We start from the raw sequence: 24,237 nt of genomic DNA, 5'->3' as shown, positions 1-24,237 counted from the left end.
GTTTTTTTACCCAAACCAATGATTTTTTATCCAAAAATGTAAAAGACGGTAAAGTAGATTATCATAGTATTAAGAAAGATATAAAAACATTAGATAAAATTATAGCATTATCAAATGACTTAGTTTTAGAAAATATAAATGATAATCAGTATAAAGCCTTCTGGATTAATATTTATAATCTTTGTGTAATAAAAGGCATAACCAATAATCTCAAAATTAACTCACCATTAGATGTAAATGGTTTCTTTGATACAATTACTTATCAGGTTGGTCGAAAGAAAATAGCTCTAAATGATATCGAAAATAAATTATTACGTGATAAATATAATGATCCTAGATTTCATTTTGTTCTTGTTTGTGGCGCGATAGGGTGCCCTGTATTACTTAATGAAGCGTATATGCCAAATACTATTGATCAACAACTAGAAGCACAAACTACTAAGGCAGTGAATAATTCTGAGTTTATTAAGATTAATAGAAAGAAAAAAAGGATTGAAGTTTCAGAAATATTTAAATGGTATAAAAAAGATTTTGTAATGAATGGAACAGAAATAGATTTTATCAATAAGTATTTGAAGGAACCGGTTTCATCAAAATTTAAATTGAGTTATTATTCATACAATTGGAAATTAAACATAAAAAAAGACTAACAAATTAAATCAAAATGAAAAAGAAATTAACTTTATTATGCGTCTTGGCTTTTAGTATTATGGCATTTGGGCAAGAAAAAGAATCAAATAGAAGTATTATTCAAGAATATACACCTTCAATATTATTAAAGAAGGGACAATGGGATATAAAGTGGTTTAATAATTTATATACAGAAACAAGAGCAACATTTGGGGGAAACGAAAGTGACATAGCAAGAAATACGTTTTTTACTTCTACTGTGGATGTTTTTACAGGTTTGAGTGAAAGTCGTAGTTTAAATGTGGGATTATTGTTAGAATTTAGATCTAATGTTATCGGTGGAAGAGATGCCTTGGATGTTTTTTCTTTTGATGGTGAAAGTGGAAGTGCGCGTTCTGGCTTAACATCCTTTGCTCCAGCAATTAAGTTTAATCCCATTAAAAGTATTGGAAATTTTACTATTCAATCAGCATTTCATATTCCTTTGGTAGATAATGAAACTGAAGATAATGTGTTTTTAGATCAAAACGGCTATATATTCCAAAATAGATTTTTTTATGATTATAGTTTTTCTGATGGAGACTGGCAGTTATTTACTGAATTAAATTCAGAATATAGTTTTAAAGAAGAGACTAGCTTTGCGAGCAATAGTTTAAGATTCATACCGGGTGCTTTTTTAAGTTATTTTCCATCTCCTAAATTCACTGTGCTTGGATTTGTTCAACATTTACAGTTAATTTCATTCGAAACGGAAGGATTTGAACAAGATGCTACAATTTTAGGTACTGGGGCAAAGTATCAATTGTCAGATGAATTAAATATAGAGTTACTTTATTCAAATTTTGTAAGAGGAAATGATACAGGTTTAGGACAAACTTTTAATATTGGGCTTAGAGCACTGTTTTAAATTTTATATTTGAAAAAAAAACAATTGAAACTGAAATACGCTTTAATTCTACTATTTATTTCCTTAGTTTCAAATGCACAACAAAATGAAGTTGCTAGTATTGAAATTAGAGGATTAAAAAGAACCAAAGTTTCATTCATTAGAAAGATATTAAATACAAAACCAAATGCTGTTTTAGACAGTACAATTATTAATAATGATATTGAGAGACTAAAGCGATTACCTTTAGTCTCTCATGCGTCTTACCAGGTTTTTTATTCACACGAAAACAAACACAATGTTTTTTTCAATATAGAAGAGAATTTTACGTTAATTCCCAATGTTAATTTGTGGACAGCAGTTAATGATCAATTTGCATATAGATTAGGCCTAAGTGATTTTAATTTTTTAGGAAGGGGAATTGCATTTGGTGGGTTTTATCAAAACAATGGGTACGATACTTATTCAATAAATTTTAGAGCACCTTATTTGTTGAGCAAGCACTTAGGATTAGCTGTAAACCATCAAAACTGGAAAAGTGAGGAACCTCTTTATTTTGAAAATACAAGTGCAAACTATTTATATAACAATATTTCCATCGAGGCCTTAGCTATAGTTGAATTCAATAGGAAGCACAAATTACATTTAGGTATCAATTTTTTTACGGAGAAATTTGAGTACTTGAATGGGGAAGTGCCAGAGAATGTTCCAAGAAATCTTGATATCAATAAAACGCTATATAAATTGGTGTATGATTTTGATGGGTTAGAATATCATTATCAATATGTTTCAGGATTTAGAAGTTTGCTTTATGTGCAGTCTGTAGAGGCTGAGAATAACTTACAACCAAATTTTTTAATTGCTTGGAATGATTTTTTCTTTTATAAGAGAATTGGCGATAAAGGTAATTGGGCAAATAGATTGCGGCTGGGATTATCTACAAACAATGATAGCCCATTTGCCCCGTTTTCACTAGATAACAATTTAAATATTAGAGGTGTTGGGAATTTAATTGATAGAGGTACAGGTGTAATTGTGCTAAATACTGAGTATAGACATTCATTAATTGAAAAGAAATGGTTTGTATTGCAATCAAATGTATTTGTTGATTCTGGTACATGGAGGAATCCAGGTGGTGAATTTAATGATTTTGTAAGGTCTCAAAACTTAAGAGTTTATCCAGGTTTCGGACTTAGATTTATAAATAAAAGAATATATAATGCCACCTTAAGAATTGATTACGGATTTGGAATTACTGAAAATTCAAGTAATGGTATCGTATTTGGAATTGGCCAGTACTTTTAAGAATTGTTTTAATAGACCTAATAAAGATTATAATATCAAATAGTATAAAATTATTTTATGGGTAAAGGTTTTAGAATCGTTTTATTTTCAACATTATTAGTTTTTCAGATTGTAAGTGGTCAAGAATTTACAATCAATACTAAGAAGATAGAAAGGCAAGCAAGAAAATTAATAAAGAGGAAAAAGGTTCCAGGTTTATCTATATCTGTGATTCGGAATGATTCACTCATGTTTTCAAAAGGTTATGGCTATGCCGATTTAGAGAATAAAGTATTAATAAATTCTCGAGAGACACTCTTTAGGATCGCTAGTATTTCTAAAAGTTTATCAGCTTATGGTTTAGCTAAAGCTGTTGAGCAGAATTATATAAATCTAGATACTACAGCATTTGCTTATTTGCCTAATTTCCCTCAAAAAAAATACGATTTTACAATAAGAGATTTAGGAGGACATTTGTCTGGCATTCGCAGTTATAAAGGTAACGAATTTAAAAATTCTGAAAATTTGTCTATTAGAGAAGGTTTGGAGTTTTTTAAATCAGATTCTTTACTTTTTGAACCTAGAACTGACTATGCTTATACCAGTTATGGCTGGAACTTAATTTCTATGGCAATTGAGAATGCAGTTAAGACTTCTTTCGAAGATTTTATGAAGAAAAATGTCCTTAATCCTCTTAGTTTAAAACAGACTATTGCAGATAAAAATGAATATATAGAGGGTAAGGCAATTTTCTATTCTAAACCAAAACTTAGACGTAAATTCCATGAGGTGGAAGAAGTTCACAATTACTTTAAGCTAGCTGGTGGTGGTTACTTATCTACATCAGAGGATATTGCAAATTTTGGAAAGGCTTTATTGAATTATAGAAAAATAGATGCAACAATTTTTAATGAATTTATAACCTCTCAAACACTTAATGACAATTCTAAAACGTATTATGGTATAGGATTTCAAACAAGTTTTGATCATAAGAATAGACCTTATTTTGGTCATTTTGGAAGTGGTTTAGGAGGTTATGGTCTGTTTTATGTGTATCCTCGGCAAAAAACGGTTATAGTAATTTTGATGAACTGTTCAGATCCTAAGCAACAAAAGCGATTTAATAAAATTATAGATGCTGTAGTTGATAAGTGATTAAGGTTATTATAGACTAACTCTTGTCAAAAAAACTATTCACAATAGTCCTAAGAGCAATAAAGAACATAACTATGGCTAACAAAATAATCAAGATTGAAACTATTAAAATAGGGATATAAAGGTTTTTTTCTTGATTTAGCATTGCTATTCTAAATAAAGATGGACCTGCAAACATTAACAGAACAGTAATACCTAATTGTTGAAGTCCCTTTTTTAGAAGTTCTTTATCAGTTCTATTATTTTCGTCCATGTTTAATACTTTCTCTAACGTTTTTATATGTTTTGAGTAGTTTAGAGGCTTCTTCTTTTGAAATATTTAGTTCATTCATTATCATTTTTTCACCTCTGTCCACAAGTTTGTTATTACTCAACTGCATATCAACCATTTTATTTCCTTTGACTTTACCTAAATGTATCATGGTTGTTGTGGTTATCATATTAAGTACTAGTTTTTGAGCTGTTCCTGCTTTCATGCGTGAACTACCAGTCAAAAACTCAGGACCTACAATAACTTCTATTGGAAATTTAGCAGTAAGACTTAAAGGACTGTTCAGATTACAAGTAATACATCCTGTAATTATATTGTTTTGATCACATTTCTTTAGTGTATTTACAACATATGGTGTAGTTCCAGAAGCTGCTATACCAACCACTACATCTTTTTCTGAAATTTGATATTCTAATAAATCTTCCCAACCTTGAGTTATTGAATCTTCAGCATTCTCAACCGCTTTTCTAATAGCTTTGTCACCACCAGCAATTAGACCAATGACAAGGTCATGAGAAACACCAAAAGTTGGTGGGCATTCAGATGCATCAAGTATTCCTAAACGTCCGCTAGTACCAGCACCAATATAAAAAAGTCGCCCACCGTTCTTTAGTTTCTTAACTACTTGTTCTATTAGTAATTCTATTTGAGGTAATGATTTTTCTACTGCTAATGGAACGGTTTTGTCTTCGTTATTAATGTTAGTGATAACCTCTGAAATTGACATTCTTTCGAGATTATTATAATTTGAATCTTGCTCTGTAGTTTTGATAAAATCCATGGGTTAAAGGTAACAAATATATCTTCTATATAGCTTTCGTTAGCGGTAGAAACCGCATATTTTATAGCCTTAGTTTTAAAGATAAAGGCAATGACACGACCTTAATTGTAGTAACGCTACAGAAATTATTCTATCGTATAAAATACTTGATCCACTTCAGAAAGTCTAAAATAACCAAATGGAAAATTATCTGGATTGGTAGTGTTAATGCAATTACCTCTCACAGTTGCTGGTTGTGTTTCAAATGGTCCGCCATTATCTTGACTACCTTGTTGTAATAAAAGAAACATGTATTCGTAAAATCGTTTTGAAACGCCATAATTTCTTATAGTTACCTCAATTCCCGGTTCTAAATCTTCTTCAGTATAAAAACCAAATATTTGGTTTCCATCAGTAAATCTATCTTCATAAACTTCTAATGTAGGAATTACAGGGATATCACTAATAAATTCAAAGAAATAGTAATTTTCGATATTTACTGGGTCAGTATAATAGGCCTTTAACTCAATTTCCTCACCTGAAAAACCTCCTTCGTCATTTTGTTCTACAAAATCTATAGGAACCACGGATTTTAATGTCTCTGTGGCATTGTAAATTTCGTTATTGTAATTTATGGTAAGTGTATAGGTTTCATCAATTACAGGAATGAAATTATTATTGCTGTATATGCCTGAATCGTTAAACTCTGCAAATACATATATGTTATTATTAGAATCCTGTATCTGAACTTCTGCACCTGTTGCTGGTGGCACTGCATTATCAAAAAATGGCGCAGTAAGACTTAATTTAATGGACTGCTCATTACCTGATGTTCCTTTAAACCAGTTAATGGAAGCTTCAATAACTAATCTTGGTTCAGTTTCATTTAAATCTACATCAATAACGTCTTCGCAGCTAAAGCAAAATATAAGACAGAATATATATATTATCTTTTTCATGATTTAAAATTTAAAATTATATGAAACCGAAGGTACAGCACCGAAAATTGCCAAACGCACAGCTTCGTTACGTCCTGACATTCTATTTTCTCTGAATGATATACTTGCTGCATTTCTTCTATTATAAACATTGTATATACCAAATACCCACTCACTTTTAAACTTTTTAGTACTATTTGGTTTAGGTCTGTAATTAACCGCTAAATCTAATCTATGGTATGAAGGTAATCTGCTAGAGTTTCTTGCCTCAAAGCTTGGGACAATAATGCCGTTATATTCATATTGCGCATTAGGAAATGTAACAGGTAACCCGGTTTGAAATAAGAAATTACTGCTAAATGACCATTTTTTGCTGAGTTCGTAACTTGCAGTTAGTGATATATCATGTGTTTTATCAAATGGTGTGCTGTACCATTCTCCGTTGTTAATTCCTGATTCCAAAGAATTTCTTCCAGGTGTTCTTTGTTCAGATTTAGATAATGTATATGCCAACCAACCTTTTAGTTTTCCTTCGTTTTTTCGTAATAACACTTCAAGACCATACGCTCTTGCTTCTCCGTTGAGAATCACCTGTTCTATAGCATTGTTAGCTATAAGATTTGCACCGTCTATATAATCTATTCTATTTTGAATAGTTTTATAAAAACTTTCAACTTCTAATGAATATCTATTGTCCTTAAATGTTCTAAAGTATCCTATCGCCACCTGATCTAATAATTGGGGTTTTACAAATTCTCCACTTGGCGTCCAAACATCTAGTGGTGTAGGTGAGTTTGTGTTAGATAATAAGTGTAAATATTGACTCATTCTGTTATAACTAGCCTTTATTGATGAGTCGTCATTTAATTGATATGCCAATGCAAATCGCGGTTCTATGTTTTCAAATGAGGCGATGACATCACTTCTATCAAAAGTTTCCGTACCAATAGGTTCTGCCTTTAAGTAAGTGCCAGTATCTTCATCAAAAATGACAGGATTATTATTTGCATAAATATTTTGTTCATTTTGACCTAATCTATGAAATGTACTGAACCTTGCCCCATAACTTAAGGATAGCCTATCACTAAGTTTATGTTCGGCATCTATATAGACTGCATTTTCAAATGCATATTTATCTATAAGTTTAAACGGGTTAATGCCAGAATCTGGTGTATTAGGGTTTATTTCACCAGGATTGAATTTGTAGTAGATACTATTTAAACCATATTCAAGTTTGAAGTTATTGCTTATATAATGCTTAAAATCATATTTTAAATTGAAGTTTCTGATTCCAGATTCCCATTCAAAACCAACAAAATTTAAATCAAGTCCATAGTAATAGTCAGAGTATATTAGGGAAAGATTTGAAAATAATTTATCCGAAAACAAATGATTCCAACGAAAATTAACAACCGAATTACCATAAGTATTTGCAAAACTATCTTGGATGGTAAACACATCTCTACCAAAATATCCAGATAAGAATATGCTATTTTTGTCATTTATTCTATAACTTAATTTTGTGTTTAGGTCATAGAAATAGGCTTCATTATCTAAATCAAAAAGAGGTAAAAACAAGTGTGCATAACTGCTGCGTCCCCCAAACAAAAAAGAACCTTTGTCTTTTTTAATAGGACCTTCTGCTAATAATCGACTAGAGATTAATCCAATGCCACCATTCATATGAAAGCTACTGCTGTTACCTTCTTTTTGATATATGTCTAAAACCGAAGATACACGACCACCATATTTTGCAGGAATTCCACCTTTATATAGTTTAATATCTTTTATAGCATCCGGATTAAAAACCGAAAAGAACCCAAATAAATGAGACGAGTTAAATATTGTGGCTTCATCTAACAAGATGAGATTTTGGTCAGCTGCGCCACCTCTGACATTAAAACCTGAAGAACCTTCACCTGCATTTGTAACACCTGGTAGAAGCGTTATGGATTTAATAACATCAACTTCGCCTAAAACAACCGGCATTTGTTTGATGGTATTAATTGAAAGTGCATTAACACTCATCTGAGGTTTCTTAATGTTTAGTTTTTCTACATCCTGTTTAATGATGACTTCATCAAGGCTTTCGGCAGCTTCATTAAGTTTAAAGTTTTTTGTTTGGTCACTATTAAGGTTAATAGTTTCAACTATAGATTGGAATCCTAAATAGCTAATCTGTATTTTGTAAGTGCCTTTTGGTAATGTAATAGAGTAGAAGCCATATTCATTGGTCATAGTACCAGTTTGGAGATCTGGCAGTATAATATTAACTCCAATGAGGGTTTCATTACTGCTCGCATCTGAAATAGTTCCACTTAGCGTTACTTTTTCTTGTGCTAAAAAAGCGTTAGTGCTCAAAAAAAGTAAGAGTAGGACTTTTAGCATTAAATTTTTCATCATGCTAAATTAAGAAACAAGAGTCTCAGCATTAGCACGCTAAAAGTTAATTATATATTAAAAGGAAGATTGGTGACATCTACATTTCCACCAGAAATTATAACACCAATTTTTTTGCCTTTAAATTTATTTTTTTCTCTGAGAATTGCGGCAAAAGTTACAGCGCTAGAAGGTTCAATAATTATTTTCATGCGTTCCCATATAAATCGCATAGCTTCGATAATGTCTTCTTCAGTAACACGTATAATTTCATTGACATTATCCTTTATAATCGGAAAGTTGTGATGACCTAATTGTGTTCTTAATCCGTCTGCGATTGTATTCGTGGTAGTGTTACTTTCAATTTTACCACTTATTAAAGACCTATATGCATCATCTGCCTCAAAAGGTTCGCCACCAATAACTATAGTATTATCAGAGAAATGATGCACAGCAAGTGCAGAACCAGCAATGAGTCCACCACCACCAACAGGACAAGCGACTACATCTAAATTTGGATAATCTTGAAGCAATTCATAGCAAGCTGTGCCTTGACCTAAAATGACATCTAAGTCGTTTGAAGGATGAATAAAAGTTCCACCAGTTTCTTCTACAATTTTATCTGCTGTTGACTGACGAGCTTCAATCGTAGGTTCGCATTCTATGATGTTACCACCATAAGTTTTTACACCTTCTTTTTTAGCTATTGGTGAGTTTGAAGGCATTACAATTGTTGCCTTAACACCTAAACTTTGAGCTGCTTTTGACAACGCTTGAGCAAAGTTACCCGAAGAATGTGTTACTACGCCTTTTACTCTTTGTTCATCTGACAATTGCATAATCGCATTAGTCGCACCGCGCATTTTATAAGCACCTGTTTTTTGAAAGTTTTCACACTTAAAGAATACTTCTGCACCAACTAATTCATTAACCAGACTAGAAGTTAATACTGGTGTTTTGTGAATATAAGGTGCTATTCTTTGGTAACAATCATTTAGGTTTTGCTTTGTCATAAGGCAAAAGAAAGACCGTAATAAATACGGCCTTAAATTTTAATTTAAAATATTATTTAGTGTTTCACTAGGTCGCATTGCAGTGCTTGTTAGTGTTTCACTTGGATAGTAATAACCATCTATATCAACAGCATTACCTTGTATATCGTTAAGTTCGTTTACTATCTTTTCTTCATTGGCTTTTAAGCTTACAGCAATAGACGTAAACTCTTCTTTTAAAGCGTCATCTTTATCTTGATTTGCTAAAGCTTCTGCCCAATACATCGCCAAATAGAAATGACTTCCGCGATTGTCAAGCTCATTCACTTTTCTAGAAGGTCCTTTTTTATTCTGAAGTAATTTCTCAGTTGCTTCATCTAAAGCTTCACCAAGTACACTTGCTTTTTTGTTATCATTAACTTCAGCATAATGGTCCAAAGACACTGCTAATGCTAAGAATTCACCTAAAGAATCCCAACGTAAGTGATTCTCTGTTACAAACTGTTGAACGTGCTTAGGTGCAGAACCACCAGCACCAGTTTCAAATAATCCACCACCATTCATTAATGGTACAATAGATAACATTTTTGCACTTGTACCTAGTTCTAAAATTGGGAAAAGGTCTGTTAAGTAATCTCTTAAAACGTTACCAGTTACTGAGATTGTATCTTCACCAGCTTTTACTCTTTCAAGTGTAAAGTTAGTCGCTTCAATTGGTGATAAGATTCTAATGTCTAAACCTTCAGTATCATGGTTTGGTAAATAAGTATTTACTTTTTTGATTAACTCAGCATCGTGGGCTCTATTCTCGTCTAACCAGAAAACTACTGGTGTTTGAGATGCTCTTGCTCTTGTTACCGCAAGCTTAATCCAATCTTGTACAGGTGCATCTTTAACTTGGCACATTCGCCAGATATCACCAGTTTCAACATCATGGGAAGTTAATACTTTACCTTCAGCATCAATAACTTCTACTTTTCCATCTGCTGAAATTTCAAAAGTTTTATCGTGAGAACCATATTCTTCAGCTTTCTGAGCCATTAAACCAACATTAGGAACTGTACCCATTGTAGTTGGGTCAAAAGCACCATGTTTTTTACAGAAATCTATAGTTGCAATATATACACCAGAATAACTACTATCTGGAATAATCGCTTTAGTATCTTGTTGCTTACCTTCAGCATTCCACATCTGACCAGAAGTTCTAATCATTGCAGGCATAGAAGCATCAATAATAACATCACTTGGTACGTGAAGGTTAGTAATGCCTTTATCAGAATTTACCATTGCTAAGTCCGGTCCGTTCTCTAAAGCGGTTTTAATATCAGCTTCAATCTCTTGACGCTTGTCAGCTGGTAACTCTTCTAAGTTTTCTAATAAATTACCAAAACCATTATTAACGTCAACACCGATTTCTTCTAAAGTTGTACCGTGCTTTTCAAATACAGATTTGAAATATGTTTTTACAGCATGACCAAAAATGATTGGGTCAGAAACCTTCATCATTGTAGCTTTCATGTGAAGCGACATTAAAATATCTTGGTCTTTAGCATCTTTAATTTCGGCTTCTAAGAAATGTAATAATGCTTTTTTACTCATTACTGTAGCATCAATAATTTCACCGTCAAGAAGATTTAATCCATCTTTTAATATCGTAGCATTACCATTAGCATCTGTATGAACAATCTTTACAGAAGTAGCATTATCTACTGTGACAGATTTTTCGTTGTGCGCAAAGTCGCCATGAGACATAGTAGCTATATGTGTCTTAGAATCTGATGTCCAAGCGCCCATACTATGTGGATTTTTCTTTGAGTAGTTCTTTACTGCTTTTGGTGCTCTACGGTCTGAATTTCCTTCTCTAAGTACAGGATTTACAGCACTACCTTTTATTTTATCATAGCGAGATTTAATCTCTTTTTCTGCGTCTGTTTGCGGATCTTCTGGATAATCTGGAAGATTGTAACCTTTAGACTGTAATTCTTCTATAGCATCTGTTAACTGAGGAATAGAAGCACTAATATTTGGTAACTTAATGATGTTAGCTTCTGGTAATTTTGCTAATGCACCAAGCTCGCTTAAAGCATCATTTACTTTTTGATTATCGGTTAAAAAATCTGGGAAAACAGCTAATATTCTAGATGCTAGAGAGATGTCTTTAGTCTCAATTTTTATACCTGAAGATTTGGTAAAAGCTTTTACTATTGGCAGAAATGAGCGCGTTGCTAAAGCAGGTGCTTCGTCAGTTTTTGTATAAACAATCTTAGCAGTTTTGTTCATAGGTTTTAAAATATTATTGATTGTGCTAATTAGGTCAAAATTAATTCCGCCAAATATACAAAAACGAAAGGGTTTCTAAGTGATAAATTTTGCTGAAAACAGATACTTTCTCTGAGCTTTTTAAGATTTTATTTTTACATGAAAAGAATCGAGTAACCCAAAGCAGTTTTCTCTAGAGAAAACAGCACCTTTTAAATTATTTATTGTTGGATTGATGGAAATATTAAAAGCTGTTTCAAATTGAGTTTTTTGAAGTGAAGTTTGATCAAAAATAGCATCTTTCAAGTCACAGTTATCAAAGATGACATTATTTGCAGAAGTTTCTGTAAAGTCTACATGTTGCAATTTACAATCTGCAAATTTTGTATTGTTAACCTTGAGCCGATAAAATGAACTGTAATTAAGTATACAATTACTGAATTTAAAATCGAGAAGAAAATCATTACAATGATAGAACTGAATACCTACTAGTTTACAATCTGAGAAATAAACGTCATTAAAAATGGTGTGTTTAACTGTTCCATTACTGATGTTACAATTAATGAACTCACACTCAAGAAATGAATTGTTAGATACATCGGAAGCTTCAAAATTACAATTGATGAATTGACATTCGTTGTATTCTGCGGTTGGTAATTTGTTGTTTGTAAAGTCTTTGTTTTTAAACTCTTCGTTATCTATAAGTGGTAAATTCATGAGATAAATATAGAGTTATTTTTAAGTCTGAAATTTAGAATAATAAAAAAAGCCATATCACTGTAGTACTACTACTTTGACATGGCTTTCAATTAAAACCGTACTAACGTGACCTATTTAGCTTTCACTAACTCAGCTGCATGGTAATTACCATCATCCTTTTCGGTTCAAGGTTTCCAGTTTCAGTGAAACATTTCACAACTTTCAAAATGTATTTACTCGTCACTACTTTGTTTCTAATGAGATCATGTTTTTCTTGATGTTTTATTCTTTACTATCCACTTTCGTGTCAAGTACGTTCAAAAACATTGCTCTATATTTTCGTTTTCACTTGCGATCAAACTACTTTTTCAAGCTTTCAATTCTAAAACTTCCTCAATTGCTTTATTGAACATCATTTTTAATTTTAAGTAAAATTTGTTCGAGTTAATATAGCTTTAACATCAATCGATTGCTCTTTTGATCTTAACAACAATACTTCGTTTACTTTAATTAATCTTCAATACTTGATGCTCTACAACCAAGTGCTTTAAAATATCTTGGCTAACTACGCAATACTTGTCTACACAAGCCGCTCACTAACCTCAAAAAACTATCTCAAAATATAAAGAACGTTACTTCATAAAGACTTAACTAAATAACTGAATATAACTTAAACTTAAATTACTTTCTTTGTTAAATCTTCAGCTAATTTAGATTATAATTACAATATTCCAAATATTTTAAGAGTTTTATTATCAACTGTTTATAAACCGCACTTATTAACAAATGTTAATAACGAAAAAAGCCTTCGATATTCGAAGGCTTTGTAATGTTATGTGCGTTAGATTATTTTCTAACTTCTTTAATTCTTGCTTTTTTACCAGTAAGACCTCTAAAGTAGAAGATTCTCGCTCTACGTACTTTACCACGCTTATTAACTTCAATCTTTTGTAAAGCTGGTAAGTTAATTGGGAAAATACGCTCTACACCAACAGTACCAGACATTTTACGGATTGTAAAAGTTTCTGATGCACCAGAACCTTTACGTTGTAATACTACACCTTTAAAGAACTGTGTACGTGTTTTGTTTCCTTCTTTAATCTCGTAGTATACTGTAATAGTATCACCAGCACTAAATTCTGGAATGTCATTTTTGGTAACAAATTCGTCTTGTACAAATTTTACTAAAGAATTCATTTTTTCTTTTTTTTAATAGTTGTTTCAAATCAACATTCACGATTCTCGCCAGAGGTTAATCTAAAATTGGCTGCAAAGATAATTAAAAAGTTAGAAGTAGAAAGTAATAAGTTAAAAGTTTTAGCTTTAGTAAGCAGAGACTTTATACTTTACACTAAACACTTATTACTAAGTATTATTCCTCCAAAAGGTCTGGTCGTCTTTCTTGTGTTCTTTTATAGGCTTGTTCCTCGCGCCATTTTTCAATTTCGCCAAAATTACCACTAAATAAAACTTCAGGAACTTTCATGCCTTTATAGTCTCGTGGTCTGGTGTAAATTGGTGGTGCCAATAAATTGTCTTGAAACGAATCTGTTAATGCGGAAGTTTCGTTGCCTAATACACCTGGAATTAATCTAATTACTGCATCGCACAACACTGCTGCACCAAGTTCGCCACCAGAAAGCACATAATCCCCAATTGATATTTCTCTAGTTATGAATTTATCTCTTACGCGTTGGTCTACACCTTTATAATGACCACAAAGAATAATAATGTTTTCTTTTAACGAAACCTGATTGGCAATACTTTGATTGAGACGTTCGCCATCTGGTGTCATATAAATAATCTCGTCGTAATCGCGTTCTGCCTGAAGTCCAGAAATACACTTATCTATAGGTTCTATCATCATAACCATACCTGCGCCACCACCAAATTGATAATCGTCGATAGATTTATAATTATCGGTTGTGTAGTCTCTTAAATTATGAAAGTGAACTTCTACCAAATCTGCATCAATTGCACGTTTTAAGATTGAAGCTTCAAACGGACTTTTTAAAAGTTCTGGTAATACAGTAATGATGTCAATGCGCATAATTGTGCTTTTCTGGTTTGCAAAGATAATTTATTGCAGCGAATGATTGTTTATAAATCTGATGAGTAATTGTACTGCTTTTCCCTGATGACAAATTCCTTTGTAAATAAGAATCTTATAAATTATTTAGACGATTTATTAACTCTAGAACTGCTTTTCCACGATGACCTATTTTATTTTTCAAATCTAAATCCATTTCGGCAAAAGTTTCATTGTAACCATCTGGTTTAAAAATTGGGTCGTAACCAAAACCTTTATCTCCATATTTTTCTAATGTAATTTCACCTTTACAAATGCCTGTGAAAGTTTCTAGCTTACCATTAAGATGTAATGCAATGACTGTTTTAAACTGTGCTTTTCTAGAATTCTTATCGGCTAATTCTCGCAGTAGCTTATTCATATTATCTTGAGCATTGCGCTGTGGGCCAGCATAACGTGCCGAAAAGACACCAGGTTCGCCATTTAAAGCATTAACCTCTAAACCTGTATCGTCAGCAAAGCAGTCAAAGCCATAATTATTTTTGACGTATTCTGCTTTTTGGATGGCATTACCTTCAATCGTAGCTTGTGTTTCAGGAATGTCTACAGTACAATTAATATCTTCTAAACTTAAAAGTTTAATGTTGAGAGGTACTAAGCTTTGTACTTCTTTTAGTTTGTTTTTATTGTTGGTAGCAAAGACGATTTTCATATAAATAGGTGTTAAACTTCAAAAGTAATAATATCTAAAAGATTAAATTTGAGAAAAAACCACGCCATGCGACTTTTAATTATTTTACTATTTCTTGGTTTATCAGTAAATGCTCAGGTGACAACGCAAAAAACAGATGGACAATGGTCATTATTAGTAGATGGCAAACCTTTTGAAATTAAAGGTGCCACCTTTGGCTACGATAATGATGTTGATAATTATGATGCCTATTTTAAAGATTTAAGATTCTTAGGTGTCAATGCCATTAGAACATGGGCTACAGGTGAAAATACAAGAGCATTGTTAGATGCTGCTGACGCCAATGGTATAAAAGTTATGGTTGGTATATGGATGAGACATGGAAGACCTGGTATGGAAGACGATGACCATTTTGATTATTTAAAAGATACAAAAGGCATGGAAGCCATGTTTGATAGTGCTATTAAAGTGGTAGAAACTTATAAAGATCATCCGGCGGTTTTAACTTGGGGAATTGGTAATGAAGTGTATCTAAATATGGCCACAGATGACGAGAAGTTGGCCTATTCAAAATTATTGGAACGTATCTGTAGTAAGATAAAATCGCTGGATGAAAATCATCCTATTACTTCGGTTGAAGCTTGGACTTTTGGTCTTGATTGGTGGGAAACATATGTGCCCTCATTGGATATTTATGGATTAAACAGTTACGGCATTGGCGCAAACTTTTTACAAGAAGAATTAGACAAACGTAGCATTGATAAACCATATATCATCACCGAATTTGGTGTTACCGGTGAATGGGATATTACAGCACAAAAAAACGGTGTAAAGTTAGATCCAAAGGACAATGAAAAGTATGACGCAATAGCTACTGGTTATAAAGAATGGATAGCTAATAAACCATCAAATTTAGGTGCTTTTGTGTTTCATTATAGTAACGGAACTGATTTTGGTGGAACTTGGTTAATGACGCATTTTAATGGTAAGTACAGACCGCAATATTGGGCAATTAGAGAAGCTTATACAGGCAATAAACCCAATAATAATGTCCCGAAAGTAGATGCTTTTAATCTACCTCAAGAAACCTATAAAAGTGGTACTTGGATTCCTGTAGAATTAGAGGTCTCAGATCTTGAAAATGAAGATTTAGATATAAGTTTTAGTTATAATCAGCGCGAAGGAAGCAGGCGACGTAGAAATGCTATTTTACCTTTAAACTATAGAGGTAATCTTAAAGATGGCTTTGAGATAGAGTTACCAAAAGAAAACGGACCGATAAAGGTGTATTGTTTAGTACGTGATACTTTTAATAATCTCGGTATTGATACCAATACAATTAATGTACAGGATGCCGACGAAGCTAAACGCAGGTTTAAAGTCCCAAAAGTAGAATTACCGTTTTATGTGTATAAAGATGGAGAAGATATGCCTTATTTCCCATCTGCATATATGGGAAACTATAAGGATATGAACGTGAACCATAATCATAAAGAAGAAAAATATTCAGGTGATTCGTGCATAGAGATAGATTATAATGCAATACACAGTTGGTATGGTATTGCTTTTGTTGATCCTGCAAATGATTGGGGTGATATACTTGGTGGTTATGATATCAGTCAGGCCAAGACCTTTAGTTTTTGGGCAAAAACAGATGCATATAATGTTTTTGCAACAATAGGTTTTGGGCTAATTGATAAGGATAAAAAATTCCCAGATAGTTCTAAGAAATCTGTAGAAATAAAATTAACCAATGAATGGACCAAATATACTATCAAGACGAAACGGTTAGATATGAGTTGTATTCGCTCTGGATTAACGATTTTTTCAGGTGGAAGAGGCACAAAACATAAAATTTATATTGACGAAGTCGTGTTTGAGTAATACATATTATAAGCTAAATTTATGATATCAATCAGGTATTAAAGCATATAATTTTTGTATCTTAGAAATAGGAAATATTAACTTAAATCGATTAGAACTATGACTGTAAATTTTCAATATGTAAATACAGATGTAAGTGAAGCGCTATCAACTTTCATTGAAGAAAAACTAGATAAATTGGCAAATAAATTTGAATTTTTAATCTCTGCACAAGTTTACATTAAGCATGATGACAATCATCATGATACAGGTAAGATTTGTAATATAGAACTAAGTCTTCCTGGACCAAGAATTTTCGCCACTTCAAATGAAGCTACATATGAAATGGCAGTCAATGAGACTATTAATGATTTAACACGTCAGCTAAAAAAACGTAAGCAAATTTATAAAGTACATTAAAAGTATAGATTAAAGGGTTTACAATTTTATCTGTGATGATAGGGTTCGTTCTTTAAAATTGTAAACCCTCTATATAATTGTTCAATAAAAAATAGCCGAACCATTTGATGCGAAAATGTCATTTTAGACAAACTCAATTTTCCATTAGCTCTTTTGTATAAGGCATCAGAAAACCCGTAAGGACCACCAATAACAAATACTAAAGTTTTTATACCAGAATTCATGTGTTTTTGCAAATATTTAGCAAAAGCAACAGAATCTGTTTGTTTTCCGTTTTCGTCCAATAGAATTAAAACATCAGAATTTTGAGTTTTAGATAATAATAAATCGCCTTCCTTTTCTTTTTGTTGAGATTCTGAAAGGTGCTTTGTGTTCTTTATGTCTGGTACAATATCAAACTCAAATTTTATGTAGTGACTTAGTCGCTTTACATAATCTTCAATAAGAGATTGAAGGTTTTTATTATCCGTTTTTCCAATGGTGATGAGTTTTATATTCATATTTGAATAGGCCTATTAACCTCGACGTCTTTCTAAAAGAACCATCATCATTAAACTTAAAATAACACGTTCTTGATCATCTTGATCGATGTCTCTATTCTTGGTAATGGAAAATTTACGACCAAAAAATGAAGGCTCTTTTTTCATTTCAACAATCACGTTGTTATAATTGTCGGTTACAAGATATGTTGGGTTAAATAAATAACCTGTGAAGAAACTAAGAATCGGAATTTCACCAAAAAGACTATCTAACAAACGTGTCAGTGCGCTCTTTTCTTTAATCTTATACTGTGGTTTTTGATGTTGGTCAATAATGTCATATTCGGCTTTCCAAAGAGATCGCCATCCTTTACGAGCAATTTTACCTAATTCTTTCTTGGTTCTTTCGTCCTTAATACTGTAAGCTGCAGAAAAATCTATCCATCTATCTGCTTTGATGGTATAGTTAATTTGAGATTTGTTTTCATCACTGTAAACTAATACATCTTCTTTGAGCTTAAATAACTTTTGCTTTACATAAGCTATCGTTTTGTTATTGGCATCAGTAGCAGAAAAGTCATTGGCAATTGTGCCAATATTAAATACTAGATTTATAGGGAAATTAATGTCTTTCATATTTAGATTTAGTTAGAATCAGGGTTAAATTTATAACTTTAAATGGGTTGTTGGTAAAAACATCTTGTGATTTTGTCTAGTGTTCTGCGTTTCATTAAATCTAATAGTCAGAACTATAACAAGAGTTAGTAGTTGGTTGATTTAAACTATGCTGTTCAAATGTCTTTTTTATTTGCTTTTTGGTCATATCTGGTGTTATTTGAATAGGTTTACGTCTTGCTCTTGTCGGTTGTTTATATTTGAATCGTTTTATCCGTTTTTTTTGAGATAATCTTCTCGCAGTTTCGAAGTCATTAATAAGAATTGACCATTCTTTGTATTCTATGACCGACTTTACCCAATCTTCAGTTGTTTCATTGAATCGGTAATACTGTCCATTTGGTTTAATTATTAAAACACCTGAGCTATATTTAAAAAATGTATCTTTCAAATATGTATTCATTTTTTTCCATTGCATATTTTCGTAAATATGTGAATCTTCAAATCTAGTAGAGTATATATGTAGATGATTGATATTGAGTCTTATTGATTCCTTTTTGCATTTTTTTTGGTAGTCATCAAAGTCAATCCTATTCTTTAAAAAAAGTCCTGGAGTTGTAGATATATTTACGGTATCTCCATTTACCATTCTAAAAATAAAATGTGGATTTCGATATTTTTTCAGAGCTTTATAGCTGTAAAGTGTGTCTCTATAATGTATGACTAATGTTTTATTTAAATTTAGGTTGTAGTTTTTGTTGATTTTATTCTTAAGATTTTCAAAAGTTGAATCTTGTAAAGTACCAAACTCTTCTGATAAGATTAAATAATGTACTTTTCCGGAATCTGTCTTTTTAATTCTTTCATGGTATAGGTAACTTTTTTTCTTTTTTTTGAATTCACTTTTGTCGATATTTCGAAATTCTTCGTTTAGATAGATATTACGTTTATCTTTGTTTTGACAGTGAAAAGTATAACTGCCTAATAGAGCAATTAAAAAACATAACGTTTTTCTCATAGGTTGTGGTTAAAACATAAATGTAATGATTTCAAAAGAACAATTCGATAAAGAAATAGAACTCATAATTTCAAATGCCATAAGAGAAGATGTTGGTGATGGAGATCATAGTTCTTTGGCTTGTATTCCTGCTTCAACGCAAGGTAAAGCAAAACTTTTAGTAAAAGATGAAGGCATCCTTGCTGGAGTTGAATTTGCAAAACAAGTGTTTGCTTATGTGGATGTAGACCTAAAAGTTGAAACATTAATTGAAGATGGAACTGAAGTTAAGTATGGTGATATTGCATTTTATGTTGAAGGTGCGTCTTTATCTATTTTAAAAGCTGAGCGTTTGGTACTTAATGCCATGCAGCGTATGAGTGCAATTGCAACTAAAACAAAAACCTTTGTTGACTTATTAGAAGGTACAGGAACTAAAATATTAGATACCAGAAAGACGACACCAGGCATACGTGCACTTGAGAAATGGGCAGTTAAAATTGGAGGTGGAGAAAACCACAGGTTTGCATTATACGATATGATTATGTTAAAGGACAACCATATTGATTTTGCAGGTGGAGTATCTAAAGCAATTGATAAAACCAAGAAATATCTAAAAGAAACAAATAGAGATTTAAAGATTATTGTTGAAGCAAGAAACCTAGAAGAAATAAAAGAAATTTTAGATTGTGGTGGAGTGTATCGAATTCTAATAGATAATTTCAATTACGAGGATACGCGCAAAGCAGTTGAGTTAATTGGTAACCAATGTCTTACGGAATCTTCGGGTGGCATAAACGAAAACACGGTTCGTCATTATGCAGAATGTGGAGTAGATTATATTTCTTCAGGAGCATTAACGCATTCAGTCTATAATATGGACTTAAGCCTTAAAGCAATCTAATAAGTCTAAATATCTAACCGTCTAAAAGGTCTAATATATCTAACAAGTCTAAGGGGTCGAATACGTCTAACAAGTCTAAAATCTAAATGTCTAAACCAATAGAAGAAAAGCTAAATAAAATTCCTGTAGTTAATTTAATTGTACGTTTTTTTAAGCAGATTAAGTTACCAGGTTTTGAAGGTTTATCGGTTTATGATTTGTTAGAATTATATGTGTTAGGTATTGTAAAAGGGACATTAACAACTAGAGCAGGAGCAATTGCTTTTAGTTTCTTTACAGCTATTTTTCCTTTTTTATTGTTTGTCATTATTTTAATGCCGTACATACCTATAGAGAATTTTCAAAATGAGTTTGAACTGTTCTTAAATTCCTTTTTACCACCACAAACTTCTGAATTCTTTTTCTCTAATATTTTTGAAAATATCAACAGCGGTAGTGGCACAGGTTTGTTGTCGTCTGTATTTTTATTGTCAATGTTACTTATGGCAAATGGTGTGAATGCTGTATTTTCAGGATTTGAGAATTCTTATCACGAACAACTTACACGTAATGTCTTTCAGCAGTATCTCTATGCGTTAGGTGTTGCTCTGATCTTGGCAATTTTAATGTTATTGACAGTTGCTGTTTTTGGGTATTTCCAGATTTATATTATTGCACCTTTGTATGAAAGTATAAGCGGAACAACCATTGAAGGATCTTCTGATGATTTGGGATGGGTTATATTTTTTAAGTATTTATTTTTTGTTTTGATGGTGTACTTAGCTACTGCAACTTTATATTATTTTGGAACAAAGGAAGGTCGATTAACGCGTTTTTTTTCAATCGGCGCATTACTAACAACATTATTAATTATCTTAACTTCATACTTATTTGGTATATATATTGACAATTTTTCTCAGTATAATAAGTTATATGGTTCAATTGGTGCGCTTTTAATCTTGTTATTATATTTATGGTTAAATGCTAATATTTTGCTGTTGGGCTATGAGCTTAATGCCACCTTAAGACGATTAAAAAAAATAAATCTATGATTATGAAAAACATTTTAACCACTCTTTTATTTGTATGTATTTTGTCAAGTGTAAATGCGCAAAGCATTTTCGGTAAATGGAAGTCTATCGACGATGAAACCGGAAAAGCAAAGTCAATCATTGAGATTTATGAAAAGGATAGAAAGGTTTATGGTAAAATAATAGAGATAATTAATAAGGATAGAGCAAATGCTGTATGCGATGCCTGTAAAGGTGATAAAAAGAATCAGCCTATTTTAGGCATGCGAATTATTGAAGGATTAGAGTTAGAGGATGACATGTACGAAGGCGGAACCATTACAAATCCAGAAAATGGTAAAGTCTATAAATGCACTTTAAAACTCACTGAAGATTCAGATACATTAAGGGTTAGAGGTTATGTTGCATTTTTCTATAAGACTCAATATTGGAAGCGAGTAGAGTAGCTAGAAGTTAGAAGTGTAAACTAAAATACTGGACTATTCAAATATCAACAATCTAAAATTGTAAATCGTAATTCACTTCCTAGACGTCATATTACCAATACCGCTTCAAAAAGCATTTACTTATCATATTACTGAAGCTGAAGCTAATTTTATTAAAACAGGTATGCGTGTTGCTGTACCTTTTGGTAAAAGCAAAATATATACGGCTTTAGCATATAAGATTCATAACATTCCACCAACAGCTTACGAGGCAAAAACAATTCATCAAATATTAGATGAATCACCAGTTATTACTTCAAAACAATTAAGCCATTGGAAATGGATTGCATCCTATTATATGTGCAGTGTTGGTGAAGTAATGCGAGCAGCAATGCCAAATGCGTTTATTTTAGAGAGTGAAACCATTATATCTAAAAATGAATCTACAGAAATTGATGAGCAATCATTAAAAGATGATGAGTTTTTAATTTATGAAGCGCTACAATATCAGTCTTCACTAAAAATACAAGATGTGGTTTCTATTTTAGATAAGAAACGCGTTTTACCAGTTATTAATAATTTGGTTGAAAAACGAGTACTTAATCTTCAAGAAGAGCTTTATGAAAAATACCAACCTAAGCTGGTACGCTATATTAAGCTTCATAATGATTATAAATCTGAAGAAAGTTTACAAGGTTTACTCGAAGTTTTAAATAAAAGAGCTACCAAGCAACGCGAAGTATTACTAACACTTTTCACGCTTACAGCATCTAGTAAAGAACCTGTTAAAGTATCAGAACTAGTAAAAAAAAGCGAAGCATCTTCAACAATAATAAAGACTCTAATAGATAAAGGAATTTTAGAAGATTACCATATTCAAACAGATAGAGTTCAGTTTGAAGGTGAAGGAAATTCAAGAGTAAAGATTTTAACTGAAGCTCAGCAAGTAGCTTTTGATAGTATTAAGAATGAGTTTGAAACCAAATCAGTCACATTATTACATGGTGTCACCTCTTCAGGAAAAACAGAAATCTATGTTCAGCTTATAAAAGAGCAATTAAAGAAAGGTAAACAAGTACTGTACTTGTTGCCAGAGATTGCATTAACGACCCAACTGGTCCAGAGATTGCAAGACTATTTTGGTGAAAAAGTAGCTGTGTTTCATAGTCGATATTCAGGAAACGAACGTGTTGAGGTTTGGAATAACATGCTTCATAATCCTGAAAAAGCTGAAATTATAATTGGCGCGCGTTCGTCATTATTATTACCATTTAAGAATTTAGGATTAATCATCGTAGATGAAGAACACGAGCAATCTTACAAGCAATTTGACCCGGCGCCAAGATATCATGCAAGAGATGCGGCTGTAGTATTAGCAAATTTGCATGGTGCTAAAACACTTTTAGGTTCTGCAACACCAAGTTTAGAAAGTTATTTTAATGCAAGCCAAGGCAAATACGGTTTGGTTGAGCTCAATACCCGATTTAATAATGTGTTGATGCCAGATATTGAATTGGTTGACCTTGCAGATAAGTACAAAAGAAAGCGCATGAAAGGTCATTTCTCTGACCGAATGATTGTGGAAATGACAGAAACTTTAGAAGAAGGATTTCAAATTATATTATTTCAGAATAGAAGAGGTTATTCACCAATTATAGAATGTACTACTTGCGGACATTCACCACAATGCCCAAGTTGCGATGTTAGTCTAACTTATCATCAATATAAAAATCAATTGCGTTGTCATTATTGCGGATATCATACAGCAATGCCAAAAAGCTGTGAGGCATGTGGAAATCCGACATTAGATACAAAAGGTTTTGGTACTGAGCAGATAGAGGAAGAAGTCAAAGAATTGTTTCCAAACCATAATGTAGCTCGTATGGATTTAGATACTACTAGAGGTAAGTATGGTTTTGAAAAGTTAATTACGCGTTTTGAACAAAAGGAAATAGATGTTTTAGTCGGAACCCAAATGCTGACTAAAGGTTTAGACTTTAGACATGTAAAATTGGTTGGTATTTTAAATGCTGATAACCTTTTGAACTTCCCAGACTTTAGAGCTCACGAGCGAAGTTACCAATTAATGGCCCAAGTTTCTGGAAGAGCAGGACGAACCGATGTAAGAGGAAAAGTACTAATTCAAACGTATAATCCACATCATAATATTTTGCAACAGGTCTCTGTAAATGCATACAAGGATATGTTTGCAGAGCAAATGAATGACCGTTATAATTTTAAGTATCCGCCAATTTATAGGTTGGTTAAGATTACACTAAAGCATAAAGATTATAATCGTGTTAATACTGCCGCAGATTGGTATGCAAAATCACTAAAGCAAGTATTTAAGACTAATGTACTTGGACCAGAATTTCCGCCAATTTCTAGAATCAGAAATCTGTACAACAAAAATATCTTAATTAAGATTCCGCCAAATCAATCGTTGTTAAAAACTAAAGAAGCGATTAGGAAAATAGATAACAGTTTTAATGCTGTTAAAGACTTTAGGTCTGTTAGAGTTATTTTGAATGTAGATAGTTATTAAATTAAA

At 32.1% G+C, this 24,237-nt stretch carries 23 protein-coding genes (1 of these 23 running past the window's edge); 10 read left to right on the top strand and 13 right to left on the bottom strand.

Annotated features, from left to right (window positions below; all coding sequences use genetic code 11):
• The 4 genes in view from HRU50_RS15715 to HRU50_RS15700 are tightly spaced (at most 57 nt apart) and all read left to right on the top strand, a layout consistent with a single transcriptional unit that may run on beyond the window.
• Positions 1 to 650: the 3' portion of a DUF547 domain-containing protein gene (locus HRU50_RS15715; RefSeq protein ID WP_296352222.1), read on the top strand. The gene continues 64 nt to the left of window position 1, outside the view; only the last 650 of its 714 coding nucleotides appear in the window; its start codon lies beyond the left edge, outside the window; its stop codon occupies positions 648 to 650.
• A gap of 14 nt (positions 651 to 664) precedes the next feature.
• Complete coding sequence (locus tag HRU50_RS15710) at positions 665 to 1,537, top strand: hypothetical protein (protein WP_296352220.1); 873 nt, start codon at positions 665 to 667, stop codon at positions 1,535 to 1,537.
• A gap of 9 nt (positions 1,538 to 1,546) precedes the next feature.
• On the top strand, positions 1,547 to 2,821 hold the full coding sequence (locus HRU50_RS15705; protein ID WP_296352218.1) for a POTRA domain-containing protein: 1,275 nt from the start codon (positions 1,547 to 1,549) through the stop codon (positions 2,819 to 2,821).
• 57 nt (positions 2,822 to 2,878) lie between these two features.
• Positions 2,879 to 3,955, top strand: coding sequence for a serine hydrolase (locus HRU50_RS15700; RefSeq protein ID WP_296352216.1), 1,077 nt, complete (start codon positions 2,879 to 2,881; stop codon positions 3,953 to 3,955).
• A gap of 16 nt (positions 3,956 to 3,971) precedes the next feature.
• Here the strand turns inward: HRU50_RS15700 and HRU50_RS15695 are convergent, their stop codons facing one another.
• The 10 genes from HRU50_RS15695 to HRU50_RS15650 form a co-directional block, all read right to left on the bottom strand.
• Positions 3,972 to 4,208 carry a DUF6095 family protein gene (locus HRU50_RS15695; protein ID WP_296352214.1) on the bottom strand — a complete coding sequence of 79 codons (237 nt, stop codon included), beginning with the start codon at positions 4,206 to 4,208 and terminating at the stop codon, positions 3,972 to 3,974.
• The gene (gene murQ, locus HRU50_RS15690; protein ID WP_296352210.1) at positions 4,195 to 5,007 is read right to left on the bottom strand and encodes an N-acetylmuramic acid 6-phosphate etherase; all 813 of its coding nucleotides are present in this window, start codon (positions 5,005 to 5,007) and stop codon (positions 4,195 to 4,197) included. The genes HRU50_RS15695 and murQ overlap by 14 nt, the downstream gene beginning before the upstream one ends.
• Positions 5,008 to 5,132: 125 nt before the next feature.
• On the bottom strand, positions 5,133 to 5,945 hold the full coding sequence (locus tag HRU50_RS15685; protein ID WP_296352208.1) for a DUF4249 domain-containing protein: 813 nt from the start codon (positions 5,943 to 5,945) through the stop codon (positions 5,133 to 5,135).
• Positions 5,946 to 5,948: 3 nt separating this feature from the next.
• A complete protein-coding gene (locus tag HRU50_RS15680) occupies positions 5,949 to 8,312 on the bottom strand; it encodes a TonB-dependent receptor (RefSeq protein WP_296352228.1) in 2,364 nt (787 codons plus the stop codon).
• 62 nt (positions 8,313 to 8,374) lie between these two features.
• Positions 8,375 to 9,316 (bottom strand): threonine/serine dehydratase, encoded by a 942-nt coding sequence (locus HRU50_RS15675; RefSeq protein ID WP_296352204.1) that lies wholly within the window; start codon positions 9,314 to 9,316, stop codon positions 8,375 to 8,377.
• 39 nt (positions 9,317 to 9,355) lie between these two features.
• Positions 9,356 to 11,575 (bottom strand): NADP-dependent isocitrate dehydrogenase, encoded by a 2,220-nt coding sequence (locus HRU50_RS15670; protein WP_296352203.1) that lies wholly within the window; start codon positions 11,573 to 11,575, stop codon positions 9,356 to 9,358.
• Positions 11,576 to 11,695: 120 nt separating this feature from the next.
• Entirely contained in the window at positions 11,696 to 12,271 is a 576-nt protein-coding gene (locus tag HRU50_RS15665; RefSeq protein WP_296352201.1) for a pentapeptide repeat-containing protein, read from the bottom strand.
• An 828-nt stretch (positions 12,272 to 13,099) separates the two neighbouring features.
• Positions 13,100 to 13,450 carry a 50S ribosomal protein L19 gene (gene rplS / locus HRU50_RS15660; protein WP_296352199.1) on the bottom strand — a complete coding sequence of 117 codons (351 nt, stop codon included), beginning with the start codon at positions 13,448 to 13,450 and terminating at the stop codon, positions 13,100 to 13,102.
• A gap of 175 nt (positions 13,451 to 13,625) precedes the next feature.
• Complete coding sequence (gene trmD, locus HRU50_RS15655; RefSeq protein ID WP_296352197.1) at positions 13,626 to 14,303, bottom strand: tRNA (guanosine(37)-N1)-methyltransferase TrmD; 678 nt, start codon at positions 14,301 to 14,303, stop codon at positions 13,626 to 13,628.
• 115 nt (positions 14,304 to 14,418) lie between these two features.
• Positions 14,419 to 14,994: a non-canonical purine NTP diphosphatase gene (locus HRU50_RS15650; protein ID WP_296352195.1), complete on the bottom strand. Its 576-nt coding sequence runs from the start codon at positions 14,992 to 14,994 to the stop codon at positions 14,419 to 14,421.
• Between the two features lie 48 nt (positions 14,995 to 15,042).
• On the opposite strand from HRU50_RS15650, the gene HRU50_RS15645 reads away from it, so the two are divergent.
• Positions 15,043 to 16,857: a glycoside hydrolase family 2 TIM barrel-domain containing protein gene (locus HRU50_RS15645; protein ID WP_296352192.1), complete on the top strand. Its 1,815-nt coding sequence runs from the start codon at positions 15,043 to 15,045 to the stop codon at positions 16,855 to 16,857.
• 99 nt (positions 16,858 to 16,956) lie between these two features.
• Complete coding sequence (gene raiA / locus HRU50_RS15640; RefSeq protein WP_296352190.1) at positions 16,957 to 17,256, top strand: ribosome-associated translation inhibitor RaiA; 300 nt, start codon at positions 16,957 to 16,959, stop codon at positions 17,254 to 17,256.
• Positions 17,257 to 17,282: 26 nt separating this feature from the next.
• On the opposite strand, the gene rlmH is transcribed toward raiA, so the two are convergent.
• The 3 genes from rlmH to HRU50_RS15625 form a co-directional block, all read right to left on the bottom strand.
• Positions 17,283 to 17,756 carry a 23S rRNA (pseudouridine(1915)-N(3))-methyltransferase RlmH gene (rlmH, locus tag HRU50_RS15635; protein WP_296352188.1) on the bottom strand — a complete coding sequence of 158 codons (474 nt, stop codon included), beginning with the start codon at positions 17,754 to 17,756 and terminating at the stop codon, positions 17,283 to 17,285.
• 15 nt (positions 17,757 to 17,771) lie between these two features.
• The gene (locus HRU50_RS15630) at positions 17,772 to 18,371 is read right to left on the bottom strand and encodes a hypothetical protein (RefSeq protein WP_296352187.1); all 600 of its coding nucleotides are present in this window, start codon (positions 18,369 to 18,371) and stop codon (positions 17,772 to 17,774) included.
• A 100-nt stretch (positions 18,372 to 18,471) separates the two neighbouring features.
• Positions 18,472 to 19,368 carry a hypothetical protein gene (locus HRU50_RS15625; RefSeq protein ID WP_296352185.1) on the bottom strand — a complete coding sequence of 299 codons (897 nt, stop codon included), beginning with the start codon at positions 19,366 to 19,368 and terminating at the stop codon, positions 18,472 to 18,474.
• 25 nt (positions 19,369 to 19,393) lie between these two features.
• On the opposite strand from HRU50_RS15625, the gene nadC reads away from it, so the two are divergent.
• From nadC to priA, 4 genes are all read left to right on the top strand, one after another.
• Complete coding sequence (gene nadC / locus HRU50_RS15620) at positions 19,394 to 20,251, top strand: carboxylating nicotinate-nucleotide diphosphorylase (protein WP_296352183.1); 858 nt, start codon at positions 19,394 to 19,396, stop codon at positions 20,249 to 20,251.
• A gap of 86 nt (positions 20,252 to 20,337) precedes the next feature.
• Positions 20,338 to 21,282 carry a YihY/virulence factor BrkB family protein gene (locus HRU50_RS15615; protein ID WP_296352181.1) on the top strand — a complete coding sequence of 315 codons (945 nt, stop codon included), beginning with the start codon at positions 20,338 to 20,340 and terminating at the stop codon, positions 21,280 to 21,282.
• Between the two features lie 2 nt (positions 21,283 to 21,284).
• Entirely contained in the window at positions 21,285 to 21,707 is a 423-nt protein-coding gene (locus HRU50_RS15610; protein WP_296352179.1) for a DUF2147 domain-containing protein, read from the top strand.
• Positions 21,708 to 21,777: 70 nt separating this feature from the next.
• Positions 21,778 to 24,231: a primosomal protein N' gene (gene priA / locus HRU50_RS15605; protein ID WP_296352226.1), complete on the top strand. Its 2,454-nt coding sequence runs from the start codon at positions 21,778 to 21,780 to the stop codon at positions 24,229 to 24,231.
• Positions 24,232 to 24,237 lie beyond the last annotated feature (6 nt).

The sequence above is a fragment of the Winogradskyella sp. genome (genome assembly GCF_013213835.1).
GTDB lineage: Bacteria > Bacteroidota > Bacteroidia > Flavobacteriales > Flavobacteriaceae > Winogradskyella.
The sequence above is the reverse complement of the archived record's forward strand: the minus strand, read 5'-3'. Positions and strand labels throughout refer to the sequence as shown.

What these genes read in the sequence shown, in the direction of transcription:
- raiA (WP_296352190.1), top strand. Translation starts at nt 16,957, where the DNA reads ATGACTGTAAATTTTCAATATGTAAATACAGATGTAAGTGAAGCGCTA.
- HRU50_RS15650 (WP_296352195.1), bottom strand. Translation starts at nt 14,994, where the DNA reads ATGAAAATCGTCTTTGCTACCAACAATAAAAACAAACTAAAAGAAGTA.
- HRU50_RS15630 (WP_296352187.1), bottom strand. Translation starts at nt 18,371, where the DNA reads ATGAAAGACATTAATTTCCCTATAAATCTAGTATTTAATATTGGCACA.
- HRU50_RS15670 (WP_296352203.1), bottom strand. Translation starts at nt 11,575, where the DNA reads ATGAACAAAACTGCTAAGATTGTTTATACAAAAACTGACGAAGCACCT.
- HRU50_RS15615 (WP_296352181.1), top strand. Translation starts at nt 20,338, where the DNA reads ATGTCTAAACCAATAGAAGAAAAGCTAAATAAAATTCCTGTAGTTAAT.
- rlmH (WP_296352188.1), bottom strand. Translation starts at nt 17,756, where the DNA reads ATGAATATAAAACTCATCACCATTGGAAAAACGGATAATAAAAACCTT.
- HRU50_RS15710 (WP_296352220.1), top strand. Translation starts at nt 665, where the DNA reads ATGAAAAAGAAATTAACTTTATTATGCGTCTTGGCTTTTAGTATTATG.
- HRU50_RS15610 (WP_296352179.1), top strand. Translation starts at nt 21,285, where the DNA reads ATGAAAAACATTTTAACCACTCTTTTATTTGTATGTATTTTGTCAAGT.
- murQ (WP_296352210.1), bottom strand. Translation starts at nt 5,007, where the DNA reads ATGGATTTTATCAAAACTACAGAGCAAGATTCAAATTATAATAATCTC.
- HRU50_RS15675 (WP_296352204.1), bottom strand. Translation starts at nt 9,316, where the DNA reads ATGACAAAGCAAAACCTAAATGATTGTTACCAAAGAATAGCACCTTAT.
- HRU50_RS15665 (WP_296352201.1), bottom strand. Translation starts at nt 12,271, where the DNA reads ATGAATTTACCACTTATAGATAACGAAGAGTTTAAAAACAAAGACTTT.
- HRU50_RS15700 (WP_296352216.1), top strand. Translation starts at nt 2,879, where the DNA reads ATGGGTAAAGGTTTTAGAATCGTTTTATTTTCAACATTATTAGTTTTT.
- HRU50_RS15685 (WP_296352208.1), bottom strand. Translation starts at nt 5,945, where the DNA reads ATGAAAAAGATAATATATATATTCTGTCTTATATTTTGCTTTAGCTGC.
- HRU50_RS15695 (WP_296352214.1), bottom strand. Translation starts at nt 4,208, where the DNA reads ATGGACGAAAATAATAGAACTGATAAAGAACTTCTAAAAAAGGGACTT.
- HRU50_RS15625 (WP_296352185.1), bottom strand. Translation starts at nt 19,368, where the DNA reads ATGAGAAAAACGTTATGTTTTTTAATTGCTCTATTAGGCAGTTATACT.
- trmD (WP_296352197.1), bottom strand. Translation starts at nt 14,303, where the DNA reads ATGCGCATTGACATCATTACTGTATTACCAGAACTTTTAAAAAGTCCG.
- rplS (WP_296352199.1), bottom strand. Translation starts at nt 13,450, where the DNA reads ATGAATTCTTTAGTAAAATTTGTACAAGACGAATTTGTTACCAAAAAT.
- nadC (WP_296352183.1), top strand. Translation starts at nt 19,394, where the DNA reads ATGATTTCAAAAGAACAATTCGATAAAGAAATAGAACTCATAATTTCA.
- HRU50_RS15680 (WP_296352228.1), bottom strand. Translation starts at nt 8,312, where the DNA reads ATGCTAAAAGTCCTACTCTTACTTTTTTTGAGCACTAACGCTTTTTTA.